14 protein-coding genes are annotated in these 16,875 nt (G+C 69.9%); 6 read left to right on the plus strand and 8 right to left on the minus strand.

Annotated features, from left to right (window positions below):
* Positions 1–4 precede the first annotated feature (4 nt).
* Both ABZS69_RS08045 and ABZS69_RS08050 read right to left on the minus strand, forming a co-directional pair.
* Positions 5–526: a MarR family transcriptional regulator gene (locus ABZS69_RS08045; protein WP_355368418.1), complete on the minus strand. Its 522-nt coding sequence runs from the start codon at positions 524–526 to the stop codon at positions 5–7.
* A 74-nt stretch (positions 527–600) separates the two neighbouring features.
* Complete coding sequence (locus tag ABZS69_RS08050; RefSeq protein ID WP_355368421.1) at positions 601–3,603, minus strand: glycosyl hydrolase; 3,003 nt, start codon at positions 3,601–3,603, stop codon at positions 601–603.
* A 287-nt stretch (positions 3,604–3,890) separates the two neighbouring features.
* Here ABZS69_RS08050 and ABZS69_RS08055 point away from each other — a divergent pair, with 287 nt between their 5' ends.
* The 3 genes from ABZS69_RS08055 to ABZS69_RS08065 are packed head-to-tail and all read left to right on the plus strand — an operon-like array spanning position 3,891 to position 6,776.
* Entirely contained in the window at positions 3,891–4,865 is a 975-nt protein-coding gene (locus ABZS69_RS08055; RefSeq protein ID WP_355368424.1) for a hypothetical protein, read from the plus strand.
* A gap of 8 nt (positions 4,866–4,873) precedes the next feature.
* The gene (locus ABZS69_RS08060) at positions 4,874–6,112 is read left to right on the plus strand and encodes a histidine kinase (protein ID WP_355368427.1); all 1,239 of its coding nucleotides are present in this window, start codon (positions 4,874–4,876) and stop codon (positions 6,110–6,112) included.
* A gap of 22 nt (positions 6,113–6,134) precedes the next feature.
* A complete protein-coding gene (locus ABZS69_RS08065; protein ID WP_355368430.1) occupies positions 6,135–6,776 on the plus strand; it encodes a response regulator transcription factor in 642 nt (213 codons plus the stop codon).
* A 64-nt stretch (positions 6,777–6,840) separates the two neighbouring features.
* On the opposite strand, the gene ABZS69_RS08070 is transcribed toward ABZS69_RS08065, so the two are convergent.
* Entirely contained in the window at positions 6,841–7,104 is a 264-nt protein-coding gene (locus tag ABZS69_RS08070; protein WP_355368433.1) for a hypothetical protein, read from the minus strand.
* A gap of 364 nt (positions 7,105–7,468) precedes the next feature.
* Positions 7,469–8,098: a TetR/AcrR family transcriptional regulator gene (locus ABZS69_RS08075; protein ID WP_355368435.1), complete on the minus strand. Its 630-nt coding sequence runs from the start codon at positions 8,096–8,098 to the stop codon at positions 7,469–7,471.
* 112 nt (positions 8,099–8,210) lie between these two features.
* Here ABZS69_RS08075 and ABZS69_RS08080 point away from each other — a divergent pair, with 112 nt between their 5' ends.
* Both ABZS69_RS08080 and ABZS69_RS08085 read left to right on the plus strand, forming a co-directional pair.
* On the plus strand, positions 8,211–9,626 hold the full coding sequence (locus ABZS69_RS08080; protein ID WP_355368438.1) for an MDR family MFS transporter: 1,416 nt from the start codon (positions 8,211–8,213) through the stop codon (positions 9,624–9,626).
* Between the two features lie 104 nt (positions 9,627–9,730).
* Complete coding sequence (locus ABZS69_RS08085; RefSeq protein ID WP_355368441.1) at positions 9,731–10,078, plus strand: hypothetical protein; 348 nt, start codon at positions 9,731–9,733, stop codon at positions 10,076–10,078.
* A 120-nt stretch (positions 10,079–10,198) separates the two neighbouring features.
* Here ABZS69_RS08085 and ABZS69_RS08090 read toward each other — a convergent pair whose 3' ends face one another.
* Genes ABZS69_RS08090 through ABZS69_RS08105 form a run of 4 tightly spaced genes read right to left on the minus strand, consistent with a single transcriptional unit; the run spans position 10,199 to position 14,584 of the window.
* Positions 10,199–11,545, minus strand: a complete 1,347-nt coding sequence (locus tag ABZS69_RS08090; RefSeq protein WP_355368444.1) for a sugar ABC transporter substrate-binding protein — start codon at positions 11,543–11,545, stop codon at positions 10,199–10,201.
* 32 nt (positions 11,546–11,577) lie between these two features.
* On the minus strand, positions 11,578–12,459 hold the full coding sequence (locus ABZS69_RS08095; protein WP_355368447.1) for a carbohydrate ABC transporter permease: 882 nt from the start codon (positions 12,457–12,459) through the stop codon (positions 11,578–11,580).
* Entirely contained in the window at positions 12,456–13,403 is a 948-nt protein-coding gene (locus ABZS69_RS08100; RefSeq protein WP_355368450.1) for a sugar ABC transporter permease, read from the minus strand. The genes ABZS69_RS08095 and ABZS69_RS08100 overlap by 4 nt, the downstream gene beginning before the upstream one ends.
* Before the next feature lie 29 nt (positions 13,404–13,432).
* Positions 13,433–14,584: an ROK family transcriptional regulator gene (locus ABZS69_RS08105; protein ID WP_355368453.1), complete on the minus strand. Its 1,152-nt coding sequence runs from the start codon at positions 14,582–14,584 to the stop codon at positions 13,433–13,435.
* 156 nt (positions 14,585–14,740) lie between these two features.
* On the opposite strand from ABZS69_RS08105, the gene ABZS69_RS08110 reads away from it, so the two are divergent.
* Positions 14,741–16,873, plus strand: a complete 2,133-nt coding sequence (locus tag ABZS69_RS08110; protein ID WP_355368456.1) for an alpha-galactosidase — start codon at positions 14,741–14,743, stop codon at positions 16,871–16,873.
* Positions 16,874–16,875 lie beyond the last annotated feature (2 nt).

Genomic DNA, 16,875 nt, shown 5'->3' on the forward strand with positions numbered 1-16,875 from the left:
CGGCTCAGGGGTGGCGCTGCGGCGTGGCACGTCCTCTTACCGGCACCGGCTGGTCCCACATCGTGTCGCGGGCCAACCGGGCCAGGAGACGCTTGAGCGTGGTCACGTCCTCGTCGCTCCAGTCCGTGAGGACCGACTCGAGATTGCGCTGAACCCGCTCCATGATGCGCTCCCCGATCGCCCGTCCGCGGGGAGTGAGCGCGAGCAGCACGCCGCGTTCGTCGGACGGCTCGGGGACCCGCACGATGAGGCCCGCGTCGTGCAGGCGATGGGCGATCTTGGTGAGATTCGCCCGCCCCGTCCCCAGAGCCAGCGCGAGGTCACTGGGGCGCATCGCTCCCTGGTAGCTCAGCCGGTTGACGACGAGGAACATCGGCACATCGTCGACGGGGAAATCGACGGCGGCCATGAGGGCCAGCCGCACGGCATGGCTGTCCGCCCAGTGGATGATCGAGGACAGCGACACGCGTGGATCGAGCAGGTCCGGCGCGATGACGGGGGACAGGTCGGCGTCCTGATGGTCCATTTCGTCCCCTCGCGTCCGCGTCACGGTGTGCCCCCCTTCGCGTCCGCCGTGTTCGCACTCCGTCTTCCGGAACCCTACTGCCGGTCGAAAGGCCGGGCGACCGGGGTCGAGGGCAGGCCGACTGTGGGGTCGGTAGCTTCGCGCAGCAGTCGTACCGGCCCGAGCAGCCCGTGGTCGTGCGCTTCGGTCTTCTGCGACTCGCTGTGCCCGGCGAAGTGCGACACGACGTCGGGGACGGAGTCGTAGTAGCCCCGGGCGAGCAGCCGGTTGTTCAGCGAACTGGCGACGCGGACCGTCACCGTGTTCTCCCCTGCCCGCAGGGCGGCGGTGACGTCCACGCGCGGGCAGGAGGTGTCGAAGCCCTTGGCCTCGTCCCCGTTGACCCGGACGGAGCCGAGGCCGCCCGCCGTCGAGCCGAGGTCGATCACGTACCTCGCCCCTGGGGCGGGCGCTTCGTCGAGGGTGAACGTCGCGGTGTACTCGCCGACGCCGCTGACCTCGGGGCCGACCTCGGGGAGGTCCGTCCACGGGCGCAGCGGACCGCGGCCGCCGTCGAGCCGGGTGATCGCCGTCGTCGGCCGTACCTCCTGGGTCCGGTAGCCGAGTCCGCGGTCTTCGCTGATCACCTCGAGCTCGCCGGCGTCCCAGCTTTCGACCGCGACCCTCCACTCCGGGAGCTCCTGGAGGAGCCGGGGCGTGACGGGATCGGATCCCGCCGGTTTCCGCGCCGAGCGGTCGACGGTGAGCAACGCCGTCTCCCCGGGCGTCAGCGTCACGGTGATGATCGTCCGCTCGCCGTCGTACCGGACCCCGTGATGCGGGCGGACGGCGCCGGTCCAGGCGTCGATGCGGTGCGCGGCTCCGGTGCCCGGCAGGGCGACCTCGACCGTGGTCGGCTCGCCGGTCTCGTAGAGGAAGTGGTAGAGGTACAGGTGCAGCAGCTCGCCGTCCTCGCGCAGGTGGCTGAGCACGCTGCGGTCGTCGGCGGTGAATTCGGCGCGTCCGGCGACGCCGAGCCTCCGCAACGCCTGGACGGTGTGGGACGGATCGTGCACCTCGGCGACGGTCGGCAGCGCGCGAAGGTCCGCCAGGATCCGGGTGAGTTCGTCGTCGCGGCCGTCGAGTCCGGGGGTGCGGGCGGCGGCCCGGGCGTGGGTGACGTGCCGGCCGGCCATGAGCCATTCGAGCTCGCGGGCGCCGTTGACGATGAGCAGCTTCAGGCCGTCCCGCGCCCACTGCGCGAGCCTGGCCGCCACGTCCGCGTCGAGCGTCTCCTGGTAGACGATGAGCGCCTGGTAGCCGGGGCCGCCGGGCTGCACGAGCCCGTCGGCGAAGGACACCTCCTCGCGCAGCAGCAGCGACCCGTCGAAGAACTCGTAGGTCCACCCCGCGTCCTGCATGCCCAGGTCCTGCCACCAGTGGTTCTGCCGGTCGCGCATCCACCTGCGCCCGTACGCGTCCTCGTCGGGGATCCGCCGCCCCTGCTCGTCGAGGAGGGCCAGACCCGAGGTGTTGTCGGTGAAGTGGTCGGTGCGCAGGATCCCGACGTCGATCCGCGGCCTGCCCTGCCGCAGGACGCACTGGTAACGGCCGATCGCCCTGTTCCACAGGGGGTAGAACTCGGCCGCCGGCTGACGCGTGTCGAACCGCTCGGAGAATCGGGATTGCATGCCCTCGTGTCCGGGCCAGGCTGTGGTGCCCGGCGCGCCGGCGGTGCTCGCCCAGCCGTGCAGCACGGTCCTGGTGATCCCGGCGGCGAGCTGGGTGGCGATGATCTGGTCGTAGAAGCGGTGGTCGAGGATGTGGTTGCGGGTCGTCGCGCCGGTCTCGGAGGAGTACTGCCTGCCGAACAGGTGAGCAGGCCCGGCCATCAGCCGGTAGGCGTCGATCTGGGCGCCGAACTCCAGGGACTCGGTCTCGATGCCGTCGACCTCCGGCCCCGGCCGGGTGAGCTCGAACGGCAGCCCGTAGCTGATCTCGGCGCGGAGCGTGATCCCGTTGTCGTGCAGGAACGCGGCGAACGGGCGCAGCATGTTCTCGATGTAGAGGTCGGTGAGCGTCCGGGCGTAGTCGAAGCGCACCTTCTCGACGGTGACGCGGTGCTCCTCGCGTACGTCGTAGTGGTAGGTCGTGCTGACGGCCATGAAAGGCGCGGTACGGATCAGGAAGGGCAGCCAGCGGGTGACGTCGTAGCCGCGGCGGGCCCGGAACTCCCGGGCGACGGTGTGCCCCCAGAACATGCCGCCGGCGCCGTAGACGGACAGTTCCAGAGAGTCCATGTACATCTGCACCCGAGGGTTGCCGCTGATCTGCCGGCGCAGCCGCGGCGTGAGCACGACCGAGTCCCAGTAGTCGATGACCGCGTCGACCCCGTCCCGGTCCAGGTAGTTGACGGTGTAGTTGACCGACGCGGACGGCGCGGCCGTCTGTCCGGTGCCGTGCATCCAGAAGACGAACAGCCGCCAGTCGCCGTCGGCGGGCGCGCTCCACTCGAGGCTCTCCTCCACGGCCCGGCCGGTGAGGTCGACGACGGAGTCAAGGTCGAGGATCGCGCCCGTCTCGGTGGTCTCGAGCAGGCGGGCGGCCACGATGGCCACGAGGCGCTGCTCGGTGACCTTTCCCCGGTGGCCGGGCAGGAGGGCCGCCTGAGGTTCGGCGTCGAGGTCGACCCGCGGCAGCGGCCCGCTTCGGGTGCGTGCGGGTGCGAGGTCCTCGACCACCACGTCGAGCTCCTGGGCCGCGGCCGGGTGGTCGGGGGTGATCGTCGGGAGGTTCGCGTTCGACCAGTTGGTGCCGGAGGTGAAGCTCACCGCCATGTTCCTCCTGGTCGTCTCCTCGACGACCACCTGCGAGTCGTGCACCCACTCCTCCGCGCCCCAGCCGTAGCGGGAGTGGTCGATGTCGCCCTCGTCCATCGCGAGGAACTCCATCCCGCCGAACCCCAGCCGGTGCGCGGTGTCGATCTCGCGGACCAGCGTCTGGTCGGTGTGCAGGCCCTCCGCCAGCCACCACCGCAGCTCGGGCCGGAACTCGATCGCCGGCTCGGCGATCATACGGGCGAGGTCGTCGAGTGACACGCGGTTCTCCTCAAGGAACGAGACACGGCACAGGGATGACCGGGGATCAGATCGACTCCCTGCGATCCGACACTAGGACGCACCACGACCAAAGGCAATGTCCTCAGGAAACTATCCAGTCTTCCTGGGACACTTGTGAGCCGCTCACCGCGGCTGACAGGTCCTCCTCGGGGACGACGCCGTCGCTACCTCCGGAGGACCTCGTCGATACCCGGTGACGATGTGCGGGGGCACCTCGTGGCGGCAGATTGAGCCGGGTGAACACCTCTCACCCAGGAAACCGCCGCATGGTCGTGCCAGTCCTGATCACCGGGGTCTGGTCCGTGAGCTATCTGGCCCTCGGTCTGCGCTGGGCTCTCGGCGGGCCCGGATATCCGTTCGACGCGGGCCGGGCAGGCGCGGGCAACACCCTGCTCGACCCCGTTCCTGCGGCGGTCGGCGGGGGCGTGCTGGCGGTGTCGGCGCTCGTGGCCGTCGGCATCGCCGTGCTCGCCGCCAGGGGCCCGCTCAACCGGGCGCCCGCCGTGGTGGCCGTCGTGGCAGGCGTCGGCCTGGCGGTGGTCCTCCCCGACGTACGCATCATGATGACTGCCGGGTACCTGCCGGTGATGCTGGCCGCCGCGCTCGCCGGCCAGGCCGAGTTCTCGATGATCGCGAGCATGCTGACCTGGCCGAGCGTCAACCTGCTCATCCTGACGGCAGCCGGCGTCAGCCTGATGGTCCTGGGAACGCGGGGGCTCCTCGGAGGGCACGGCCGGCCCGTCAGCGCCGCCGGCGCGCTCAGGATCGGGCGGTACGCGACGGCCGTCGCGGTCGCCGTCCCCGTCGTCTACGCCGTCACCCGCTTCGGCTGGCTCCTGGGCGTGCCCGTCGGCATCAGCGACGAGTTCCTGGCCTACATCGCCGAGATCACCCCGATCGGCGCCGGTCTCGCCGTCCTCGGTCTCATCGGCGCGGGCCTGACTGTCGGCCTGGTCCGGCCGTGGGGCGAGATCTGGCCGCGCTGGGTGCCGTTCCTGCGCGGACGGCCGATTCCGGCGCGTTTCCCGGCCTACTCGGCGCTGGCCGTCTCCCTCCCCATCACCTCCGCTGGGCTGATGTACGTGCGCAAGAAGCTCACCGGCGAGCAGGTCGGCCCGGCGGGGGCGGCCGACGAGCTCGGCGCCTGGCTGCCGGAGATGTTGTGGCCGCTGTGGGGCGCGGCCCTGGCGGTGGCCGCGCTGGCGTACCTCAGCCGGCGCAGGCAGCTCGCTCACGGATAATGGCAGGTGTGAAGGAGTCTCCGTTCCCGGACGGCGCCGCGGTGGACTCGTTTCTGCACAGGCATCAGCTGGGCGCCGACGCCGTGCTCGCCGTCCTGCTCATCCTGCCGCTCGGCCTGGTCTCGTTGAGCTTGCTCCGGGCCTCGGACAGTCCTGTGCCCCTCCGCCTGCTCGCGGGTCTTGGCCTGCTGGTGCTGCACGGTTGCGTCGTCCCGCGTCGCGTGCGCCCGGCGGCGGCGTACTGCCTGGCCGCCGCGGCGATGCTGTCGCTGGTGGTGCTGCCGCCCCTGCACGACCCGGGCGGTGCCTATTATCCGCCGGTGCTGCTGCCGAGCTCACTGGTCTTCGGGCTGCTGCTCTACACGGCGTCCGGTCGGCTCGGCCGGTTGTCCAGCCTGGTCTGCCTGGCCGTCGCCCTGGCCGGAGTGCTCCTGGTTCTGGCGCGGCTGTGGAATCCGGCCTCGTGGGGCGGCTCGTCGGGCTCCTTCGGGCTGGTCGCGTGGCGGATCGGGCTGGCGGTCGGCCTGGCCGCCGCGGCGGCGTGCCTGTGGTCGCTGGGCCGCCTCAGCCGGATGCGGGTGTTGTTCCTGGCCGAGCTCAGAGCGAAGGCCGAGCGCGCCGAGGCCGACCGCGCCCGGGAGCGGTCGGAGGCGGCACGGGCGGAACGCGACCGGATCAGCCGCGAGATGCACGACGTGGTGTCCCACTCGCTCGCCGTCATGGTCAGCCAGGCGGAGGGCGGCAGGCTGTCCGATGTGGACTCGCCCCAGGCGGGCGTGTTCGCCACCATCGCCGGGGTCGGGCGCGACGCCCTGCGTGACATGCGCGGGCTGCTGAACGTGGTCCGCGCCGACGGCGGCACCGCTCCGCAGCCGGGCCTCGGCGACCTCTCCGACCTGCTCGACCAGGTGCGCAGTACGAGCGTACGCGTTGCCGTACAGGAGGTCGGGGACGTCCGGCCGCTGCGCCCCGCCGTCGACCTGACCGCCTATCGCGTCATCCAGGAAGGGCTGACCAACGTCATCAAGCACGCGGGGGCGTCGGCCGTCGCGGACGTGATGCTCGCGTGGCGTCCGGACGGACTGCACATCACCATCACGGATGACGGCGCCGGGCCGTCCGCCGAAGAGCCCGGCGTCGGGCTGACCGGGATGCGCGAACGCCTCAGCATGGTGGGCGGAACCCTGGAGGCCGGCAGCCGCCCCGGGGCAGGTTACGTACTGTCGGCCACCCTGCCCTATGAGTGAGGAGCCTCCCATCATCAGGATCATGATCGTCGATGATCAGGAGCTGCTGCGCAACGGCCTGACCATGGTCGTCAGGTCCCAGCCCGACATGGAGATGGTCGCCGAGGCCGCCGACGGCCTGGAGGCACTGAAGGCGCTGGAGTCGCGACGCGTCGACGTGGTGGTGATGGACATCCGCATGCCCCGGATGGACGGTGTCACCGCCACCCGGGAGATCCAGCGGCTGGACGACCCGCCGAAGGTGCTGGCGCTGACCACGTTCGACCTCGACGAGCACGCCCTGGCCGCGCTTCGCGCGGGCGCGAGCGGGTTCATGCTGAAGGACGCGCCGGGGGAGGAGATCATCGCCGCGATCCGGCACGTACACCGGGGCGACTCGATCATCGCGCCCTCCACGACCCGGCGGCTCATCGGGCGGCTCGTCGCGAAGACCGACACCGCCCCGGACGCTGTGCTCAACGTGCTCACGAAGCGTGAGCGTGAGGTCTTCCTCGGCCTGGCCCGCGGCGCGTCCAACGCCGAGATCGGGGCCGATCTGTTCCTGTCGGAGACCACGGTCAAGACACATGTGGGGCGCATCCTGACGAAGCTCGGGCTGCGCGACCGGGTCCAGGCTGTGGTCCTGGCCTACGAGTCCGGCGTTGTCACTCCGGGCGAGCGTTGAAGACTGTCGCTCAATGGGCGAGCAGGGCTTCATCCCGGCCTGTCGTCACCGCACAGGGCGACGTTCACGGCTCGTAGTGCCAGAAATACCAGTAGTTTGCGCCGCCGTCGTAGCAGTCCTCGGGGGGAGCCGGATCTGTCTGGTAACCGGCCTGGTGATAGAACCACCGGCCCCAATTGCATACGCCTTGGTCATCGTAAATGTGGTATATCCATTGAGCGTCGGCCTGCGTGGTGCTCGATTGTGCCGCAACTGCGGTGCTGCTGGAAACGACCGGTGTCATTGCGATGGCGGCGGCAATAACGCCGGCCCGAGCGAGTCTTCGCATGATGCTCCTCTGTGGCTTGGCGGCTGCGGGTCTTTGACCTCGCTTTCCGCGGAATGAATTGAGCGTATCGTGTGCGGCTGTCGTATCTATGTCCTGCCGCTTTCGAGCATTGTGATTGTGCGCGGCCGGTCGAAAGGAAGCGGCGAATTTCGCGGCATGCGTCGCGATCCATGTCAGCGGCAATCGCTGGGACGGGCCCCCGGTGGTGGGCGTGCACGGCGCGCGCCAAGACCGCCGACTACCAGAGCCGCCGCCGAGCCTGATCGCGCTTCGGGCGCCCGTAGTCGGGGCCGGTTCTGGCGTCACCTCCGGCGTGCGGTGTCCGCTCGGCAGCAGTGGGAGATCGGAGCGCGCGCGGTGGCCGTCAACGGCGGGCGTAGTCGCCCAGGGCGGGTTCCAGCAGGTCGAAGGCGCGCTCGGCGGTCTCGGCGAGGATCGTGTAGATCTCGTCGGGGCTCCTGCCGTCGAGGACCAGGCGCTGGCCTTCGAAGAACAGCAGCCGGTCCACGGCGGCCAGCTGGGCGGCGGCGAGCTTCGGCGTGATCCCCGCATCGCCGGTCTCGCCGGCCAGCACGGTCGCCAGCGCGTGTTCGGCCTGCTCGTGGATCTGCCGGAGGCGGGCGCGGAGCGCCGGGGTGTCGCGCACCAGGCGCTGCCAGGCGGTGTCGTCGTCGGGGATGAGCGGGTCGCGGCGGCGCACCCGTTCGAGATAGTCGCGGCGCATGGCGGCCAGGACCGACTCTCCGGGCTCGCGCCGGCCGACCGCCCGGGCGAGCGCGTTGACGTGTTCCTCGTGCATGTCGAGGACGAGGTCCTCCTTGAGCGGGAAGTGGTTGGTGACCGTCATCTTGGCCACGCCCGCGGCGCTCGCGATCTCGGCGATCGTCACCTTGTCGAAGCCGCGCTCCTTGAAGAGCTGGGTCGCGACGTCGGAGATCAGCTGACGCGTCCGGCGTTTCTTGACCTCGCGCAACCCCTCGGCTCGCACACTCACGGCCTCATGCTACCCGCGGTCACGAGGACGAACCTAAAATTAGGTTTGACCTAATAAAGTGTCCGACCTAGATTTAGGTCCGACCTAACTAGTGAACCGCGAGAGGACGACAATGGCCGCGAACACGTTCGCGTCGGCGCCCGAGAAGCTCGACCCCCGGCTGACCCGCATGGGGCTCGTCCTGATCGCCGCCCCCATCCTGGCCACCGTGGACGCGACGGCCGTCGGGGTCGCGACGCAGGCGATGGCCGCTCACTTCCGTACCTCGCTGGCTGACGTCCAGTGGGTGGCGACCGGATACCTGCTGGCGATCGCCATGGTGATGCCGCTGTCGGGCTGGCTGAGCGAGCGGTACGGCGCCAGGCGGATGTGGATGATCGCCGTGGCGCTGTTCACGGCGGGCTCGGCCCTGTGCGGCCTCGCCTGGTCGCTTCCCGCGCTCATCGGATTCCGGCTGCTCCAGGCGCTGGGCGGCGGTCTGATGAACCCCATCTCGCAGGCGATCGTGGCACGAGCGGCCGGGCCGTCCCAGGCCGGCCGGGTCCTCGGGCTGCTGTCGATCCCGGCGATGTTCGCGCCGGTGCTCGGGCCGGTCCTCGGCGGGCTGGTCGTGCAGAGCCTGGACTGGCGGTGGATCTTCTACGTCAACCTGCCCGTCTGCCTGGTCGTCCTCCCGCTCGCCGCGCGCCTGCTGCCCGCCGACGGCACGGAACGGGACCCCGGCCGGCCGCTCGACGTCCTCGGCCTGCTCCTGCTGTGCCCCGGGGCGACGGCCGTGATCTATGGCCTGTCCGTGGCGGGCGAACGCGGCGGACCGGGATCCCCCGTCGCCGCGGCCGTACTCGGCGCCGGGTTGGTGCTGATCGGCGGTTACGTCGTCCACGCGCTGCGGGCCGGCGACGCGGCGATGATCGACGTACGGCTGTTCGCGCGCCGCGGCTTCGCGGCGGCGACCGCGACCTCGTTCCTGCTCGGCGCCGCACTCTACAGCTCCATGGTCCTGTTGCCGCTCTTCTACCAGCAGGTTCATCACACGGATGCGTTCCGCACCGGCCTGCTCCTCATCCCGCAGGCGCTCGGCGCCGCCCTCGGCGCGTTCGCCGCGGGAAGGCTCGCCCACCGCTACGGAGCGCGCGCCGTCGTCCTCACCGGCCTCCTGTTCATGGCCGCGGGAACGGTCGTCTTCACCCAGGCGGGCGCGGGACCGGCCGCGTGGGCGCTGAGCGTCTCGCTGGTGGTCCAGGGGCTCGGTCTCGGAAGCGTGATGGGCCCGACGATGGGAGCCGCCTACGCGTCCGTCGACGAACGTGAGACGCCGCGCGCCGCGAGTGCCCTGAACGTCCTCAACCGGATCGGCGGATCACTGGGTACGGCGATCTTCCTGATCGTGCTTGAGAGCCGGCTCGCCGGAGCCCAGGCCGACCCCGCGCCGGCGTTCGGCGTCACGTTCGGCTGGGCGCTGGCCCTGGCGCTGGTCGCCTTCCTCCCCGCGGCCCTGTTCCCGTCGAGGAGATCGTCGCAATCCTGATATGGGGCCGTCCTGGGCACCGGGACATCTCCGGGACAGCATGACGACAGTGGAGCGGAATACTCTCGTTTCGGAATGTGGGCTATTTGGAAGGGAGAAATGAAGTGCGAAAGCTGTTCGCCACGTTCGCCGTGGCCGGCGCATTAGGTCTCGCTATTCCTGCTCTCACCTCGTTGCCGGCAGCGGCCGGTTCTTCTGTTGCGAGCGCAGGCAATGTCTGCCTGCGCTCGGACTCCACACAGCAGGAGCTCTGCGTCCCGGCATCACCTGGCCTCACCGCGGTGCGGATGACGGTCTCGTCGGCGCGCAATCTCAGCCCTTACGCAGTACGCCTGGAGCCGGCGGAGGGAATCAGCCTCGAATGTCTGGCGCCGGGCACGTCGGTCGGTTACCCGCAGGGTAAATCGATCGTCGGTGTTCGCGTCTTTTCCGGTGCCACCTGCGCGGTATAGCCAATTGCGATGACCTCCTCGATCCGGTCCGGCTGTACGTCGAAGTCCGGATCGGTGGAGGTCTTCCAGGTGCGGATGCGTCGGAAGGTGACGCCGTGCCGGTGCAGGGTCCAGCGGGGCTCAGCCGAACAGGCCGTTGATGGTGGCGTTGGCCTGGTCGAGCGAGTTGACGTCGCTCTTGAACGCGAAGATCGACTCCATGGTCTCGGTCATGGTGGCCTTGATGTCGGCCCAGTGCTCGGCGATGGGCGCCAGGTGGGTCGTGCCGTTCTGCACGTGCGTGGTGAACGGCTTGACGTCGATGCCGGCGTCGGCGAAGGCCTGCTCCGCCTTGACCGTCGCGGTCTTGATGGCCGGGAACACGATGGCCTGCTTGGCCACGATGTCCTCCTGGCAGGCCGGCGAGGCGAGGAACTTGACCCACGCCCACGCCGCGTCGGGGTTGTCGGTGTTCGCCGAGATGTTGTCGGCCAGGCCGTTGAACACGCTCGCCCGCTTACCCGTCGGCCCGACCGGGGTCGGGGCGAGGGCCGACTTCACGTCCTTGAGCGCCCAGTAGCTCTTGGTGTTCCAGCTTCCCTCGGTGACCATCGCGTACTTGCCCGCCCCGTAGGCGTCCATCTGGCCGACCCCTGAGGAGACGATGTCCAGGTTCGGCATGTAGCCCTTGTCGATGAGCGAGGTGACCCACTTGATGGTCTCCTTGAACTTCGGGTCGGCGTAGTTGAACTTGGTGGGCCACGGGTTCTGGTCGGCGTAGTTCCAGCCGTCGCTCATCGCGTACATGCTCCACTCGGTCTGCCCGAAGGCGTCGCCGGTGCCGTTCAGGCCGATGCCGTAGGTGGCCACGTGCTTCTTGTCGAAGCCGGGCTCGTCGCCGCGCTTGCCGTTCTTGTCCACGGTGAGGTGGGCGATGACCTTCTCGTACGTGCCGCCGTCCTGGGGGTTCCAGGTCAGGTTGGCCATCTCCTCCGGCTTGAGGCCGGCTTCCTTGAGCTTCTCGGTGTTGTAGATCACCGCCACCGTGTCGAAGTCCTTGGGCAGCCCGAAGCGCTGTCCGTCCTTGGTCACCCACAGGTCGGCCAGGCCGTCCTGGTAGATCGACAGGTCCACCTTGTCCCGCGTGACCTGGTCGGTGATCGGCAGGAGCTGGCCCTGGGAGGCGAACTGCGGGTACTGCGACAGGTGGCTGACGAAGACGTCCGGGGCGGTGCCGGAGACGAACCCGGTCGTCAGCGTGTTCCAGTAGTCGTCCCAGCCGTACTGGGTGATCTTGACGGTGTACTGGGGGTTCGCCTTGTGGAAGGCGTCCGCGCAGGCCTGGTATTGGGGCTGCTGGGCGACGTCCCAGAGCCAGTAGTCGATCGTGGCGGGACCGGCGGCGGCGGGGGTGCCGCCGTCCTGGTCGGCGCCGCATCCGGTCAGCAGCAGCGACGCCACGCAGGCGAGGGCAAGACAACGCTTCACAACATCAACCTTCTGTGGTGGGGGGACGGCGCTCACTTGACGCCGGTGTAGCCGATGGAGTCGATGACGCGGCGGCCGAGCACGGTGAACAGCACCATGATCGGCAGCGCGGCGAAGAGGGTGGCGGCCATGAGCCCGGCCCAGTCGGGGCTGCCCTGCGGGGTCTGGGAGCGGAAGATGCCGAGCGCGACCGTGAGCACCCGGACGTTCTCCGCCTTGCCGACCAGCAGCGGCCAGAAGTAGTCGTTCCAGCTGGTGATGTAGGTGAGGATGGCCAGCGTGGCGATGGGCGCCCGGCCCATGGGCAGGACGATGCGGAAGAACGTCCGTACGTGCCCGGCGCCGTCGATGCGCGCGGCCTCCTCCACGCTGGCGTTGATCCCGAGGAAGAACTGCCGCAGGAAGAACACCGCGAACGGGGTCATGAGCAGGTGCGGCAGGACGATGCCGAGATAGGTGTTGAGCAGCCCCAGCTCCTTGACCAGCACGAAGTTGGGCAGCGTGGTGAAGATCGGCGGCACCATGAGGGCGGTGACGAAGAGCGTGAAGACGGCGTCCCTGCCCGGCCAGCGCAGCCGCGCGAAGGCGTAGGCGGCCATCGAGCCGAAGAAGACCTGCCCGAGCGTGGTCGCGGTCGAGACGACGATCGAGTTGCGCAGGTAGAGCCAGAAGCTGACCGTGCCGCTCGACCCGCCCTCGGCCACCGCCTCAGCGGTGCTCGACAGGCCCAGCACCCGGCGGTAGGCGCCCAGCGTGAAGTCGACGGGCAGCAGGTCCGCGGCGCCCCCGGCCAGCGCGCGGGTGTTGGAGAAGGACGTACGCAGCATCCAGTAGAACGGGAACAGCGTCACCGCCATGACCACGACGAGCACGGCCCAGCCCGCCACCCGTCCCCAGCGAATCGAGGTCATCATGACGTCCTCAGATCGGACTCGCCCGCCCGCGAGAGGCGCATCTGCAGGTACGCGATCCCGGCGAGCAGCACGAACAGCACGGACGACAGCGCGGCGGCGTAGCCGAAGTTGAACCGGTTGAACGCCTGGTCGTAGATGTAGAAGTAGATGACCCTGGTGGCGTTGATCGGCCCGCCTCCCGTGGTGACGGCGACGGTGTCGAAGACCTGGAACGACCCGATGACGCTCAGCACCATGACCAGCGCCATGACGGGGCGCAGCAGCGGCAGGGTGACCCGCCAGAACGTCCGCCACTCCGAGGCGCCGTCGATGGCGGCGGCCTCGTACACGCTGGGCGGGATCATCTGCAGGCCGGCGAAGATGAGCAGCGCGGTGTAGCCCATGTGCCGCCAGGTGTTGATCCAGGCGATGGTCGGGATGGCCCAGTCCGAGCCGAAGAACGCCACCCGGTCGAAGCCCAGCCACTCGATGACGTTGTTGACCACGCCGAGCTGGAAGTCGAGCATCCAGAACCACACGAGGGCCACGACCACGTTGGCGACGAGGTAGGGCAGCAGCACGATCCCGCGTACCAGCAACGACTTGGTCAGCCGGTACAGCAGGACGGCCAGCAGCATGGAGATCACGGTCTGCGTGCCGATGTTGATCAGCACGTACTCGCCTGTGACCTTCAGCGCGTTCCAGAACAGGCGATCGCCGATCAGCCGCTCGTAGTTGTCCAGCCCGATGAAGCGCGGCGGGGTGAGGACGTTGTACTTGGTCAGGCTCAGGTACACGCCGCGAACGGCGGGCCAGAGGTAGAAGACGGCGAAGCCGATGGCCGCCGGGAGGACGAACACGGCCGCGACGGGCAGGTCGCCGAAGCGGCGTCGGCGTGGAGGAGGAATCTTGGGCACTGTCCCGGGCACGAGGCGGGGGGCGGCGCGGACGGTATCACTGGTCATCAGACCTCCTAGTGCCCGCCGGCGGTTGATCAGCGGTGCAACAACAGATGCTGGAGAGCGGTGACGGCCGCTCCCCTGGCCCACTCGTTGAAGGCGAAGGGCTTGACGGCCACCCGTACGGGGGTGGACGTCCAGTGCGTGTGATGGGCGAGCGCGGTCTGGAACGCCCCCGCGCACACGTCGTACATGTGGACCGACTCGCCGGACAGGACGACGAGTTCGGGTCCGGTGATGTTGGCGACGGTGGCGACGACCTGGCCCAGGGCGGCCCCGGCCTCGTCCAGCACGCGGCGCGCGACGGGGTGGCCTTCGGCCGCCAAGGCCAGGCAGTCGTCGAAGGTGAGCTCGGGCCGGTCGAGCGTGGTGGCGATCGAGCGGCGGATGGCGGGGGAGGTGGCGTACGCGCGGGCGCAGCCGTGGTGGCCCCGCTCGCACATGGGGCCGCGGTCGTTGATCTGCAGGTGGCCGATCAGCCCCGTGGCGCCCGACTGGCCGGTGACCAGGCGGTCGCCGACGACGAGCCCGCAGCCGATGCCCGCCCCGACCGTGACCAGCGCGAACGACGAGTGGCCCACGCCCTCGCCGAACCACTGCTGTACGGCCGTCAGCGCCCGCACGTCGTTGTCCAGCACCGTGGGCACGGACACGGCCTCCTCCACCAGCGTCGCCAGCGGTAGCTGGCTCCAGCCGAGGAACGGCGAGGTGTGCACGACGGGGTCGGCCGGCGTGGCGGTGCCGGCCAGGCTGATGCCCACGGCCGACAGGGGCCGCCCCGGCACGGTCAGCTCCTCGACCACCTCGACGATCTGGCCGAGCACGTGGTCGATCTCGTGGTCCGCGAGCGGCCTGGAGGTCTCCATCCGTACGGTGGCCGAAAGGTCGGTGCGGACGGCGAAGAGCTCGTCGGCGGTGAGCTTGATGCCGACGAACGACATGCGCGAGGCGTCCACCTGCAGCGGCTGCGACGGCCGCCCGACGGTGGCCGGGCCCTCGCCGCTGGCCTCCAGCAGGTAGCCCGCCTCGATGAACGGCTTGGTCAGTTTGGTCAGAGCGGACGGTGACAGGGCGAGCCGCCTGGCCACCTCCGCTCTGGATAAGGGGCCATGCACGAGCAGCTCGACGAACACGGATCGCATGGCGTCGGTGAGCCGCACAGGATCGCTGGCGGTGTGTGAGAACACGGGGCCAATGGTTGGCCCCTTTTGTTCATGTTGTCAAGTAAATGCGTGGCATGGATCACAGATCCTGATGTATGGCGGAATCCTTTCGTTGACCGAGTGCATTAAGTCGGGTTAGTCTCCAGCCGCCTGATTGATCCAGCCGCTCGGGGGACGCCGATGCCTGTAATCCCGCTCGACGATCACCACTGGGCGGTCACCACGCCCGCCTCGACGTACGTCATCGGCGTGGAGGTCGACCCGCTCACCGGGGAGGCCGTGCCACGGCAGACGTACTGGGGTCCGAGGCTCACGCCGGAGGCCGCCCGCCAGGTCACCCGCCTGCCCAAGAGACACGTCAGCAGCTTCTCCACGCCCGCCGAGATCGAGGAACTCCTGCCGGTGGACGGCGGCGCGCGGTGGGGCTCGCCCTCCCTGCAGGTCACGTTCGGCCACGCCCGCTCGCTGGAGCCGAAGTTCGTCGAGGCGGGCGTCCACGACGAGGGCGGCGGGGCCGAGCGCCTGGACATCGTGCTGGCCGACGCGTACCACCCGTTCGAGGTCGTGCTGTCCGTCCGCGTACGCGACGACACCGACGTCATCGAGCGCTGGACCACCGTCCGATGCGGCTCCGCCGGCACCGAGGTCGCGGTCACCCGGCTGGACTCGGGCAACTGGTTCATCCCCGACGCGGCGGACTACCGCCTCAGCGGAGTCTTCGGCGCGTGGGCCGAGGAGCTGCAGCTCCAGCGGGGACCGCTGCCGGTCGGTGAGCTGGTCTTCACCAGCCGCCAGGGCGTCACCAGCCACACGGCGAACCCGTGGGTGATGATCGACGCGGGTGCGGCGACCGAGGAGCACGGCGAGGTCTGGGGCCTCGCCCTGGCCTGGAGCGGGAGCTGGCGGCTGACCACCACGCACCGGCCCGAGGGCGGGGTCTGCGTCTCCGGAGGCTTCGGCCACGACGGGGTGCGCTGGACGCTCGCGCCGGGGGAGGAGCTCGTGGCGCCGCCCGTGCTGGGGCTCTACTCCGGCGGCGGGTTCGGCGCGGCCAGCCGGTCCTGGCATGAGTACGCCCGCAGGCACGTGCTGCCCACCCCGTTCGAGGAGCGGCCGGTGCTGTACAACTCGTGGGAGGCGACCGACTTCGCCGTCACCGAGGCGCACCAGCTGGAGCTGGCCAAGACCGCCGCCGCCCTCGGCGTCGAGCTGTTCGTGATCGACGACGGCTGGTTCGGCGGGCGCGACGACGACACCACCTCACTGGGTGACTGGCATCCCCACCGTGAGCGCTTCCCCGAGGGGCTGCGCGGCATGTTCGACGGGATCCGCGACCTGGGGATGCGCGCCGGGCTGTGGGTGGAGCCGGAGGGTCTCAGCAAGGAGAGCGAGCTCTATCGGGCGCACCCGGAGTGGGCCCTGCACATGGAGCACCGGCGCCGGGACGAGAAACGCCAGCAACTCGTGCTCAACTTCGCCCGCGACGACGTACGCGAGTGGGCGCTCGGCTGGCTCGACCGGCTGGTCACGGAGCTCGGCCTCGACTACCTCAAGTGGGACATGAACCGCCCGTTCACCCAGGCGGGCTGGCCGGAGCGGGAGGCGGCCCAGGACCGGGTCTGGATCGAGCACACGCGCGGCGTCTACCAGGTGATGGAGCTGCTGCGCGAGCGCCATCCCGGGCTGCGGATCGAGTCCTGCTCGGGCGGCGGCGGGCGGATCGACTTCGGGATCATGCGGTACACCGACGAGGTCTGGCCGTCGGACAACACCGACGCCCGTGACCGGCAGACCGTACAGCACGGGTTCTCCCAGCTCTACCCGGCCAGCGCCATGTCGGCCTGGGTGACCGACTCGCCCAACCTCACCACCGGGCGCGCGATGCCGCTGCGCTACCGCTTCCATGTGGCGATGGCCGGCGTGCTGGGCATCGGGGGGAACCTGCCGGAGTGGACCTCCGGCGAGCTGGAGGCGGCGGCCGAGCTGATCGCCCAGTACAAGCGGGTGCGCCCGACCGTGCAGCACGGGCTGCAGTACCGCCTGGCCGGCACGCCGGGGCAGGAGCGCTCGGCGGTGCAGTACGTGCTGGGCGACCAGGTCGTGGTGTTCGTCTACAACCCGCTCGGCAACGCCAGGCGCGGGCCGCGCCGGCTGCGGCTGACCGGCCTGGACCCGGAGGCGCTGTACGAGGTGGAGGCGGACGGCTCCCGCTGGTACGGCGCCACGCTCATGGCCAGTGGCATCCGGCCCGCCGCGTGGGAGCCGATCGGCGCGGACTATCGCAGCGAGATGGTGGTGCTCAGGAAGGTCTAGAT

The organism is Nonomuraea sp. NPDC005650 (assembly GCF_040605375.1).
Lineage (GTDB): Bacteria > Actinomycetota > Actinomycetes > Streptosporangiales > Streptosporangiaceae > Nonomuraea.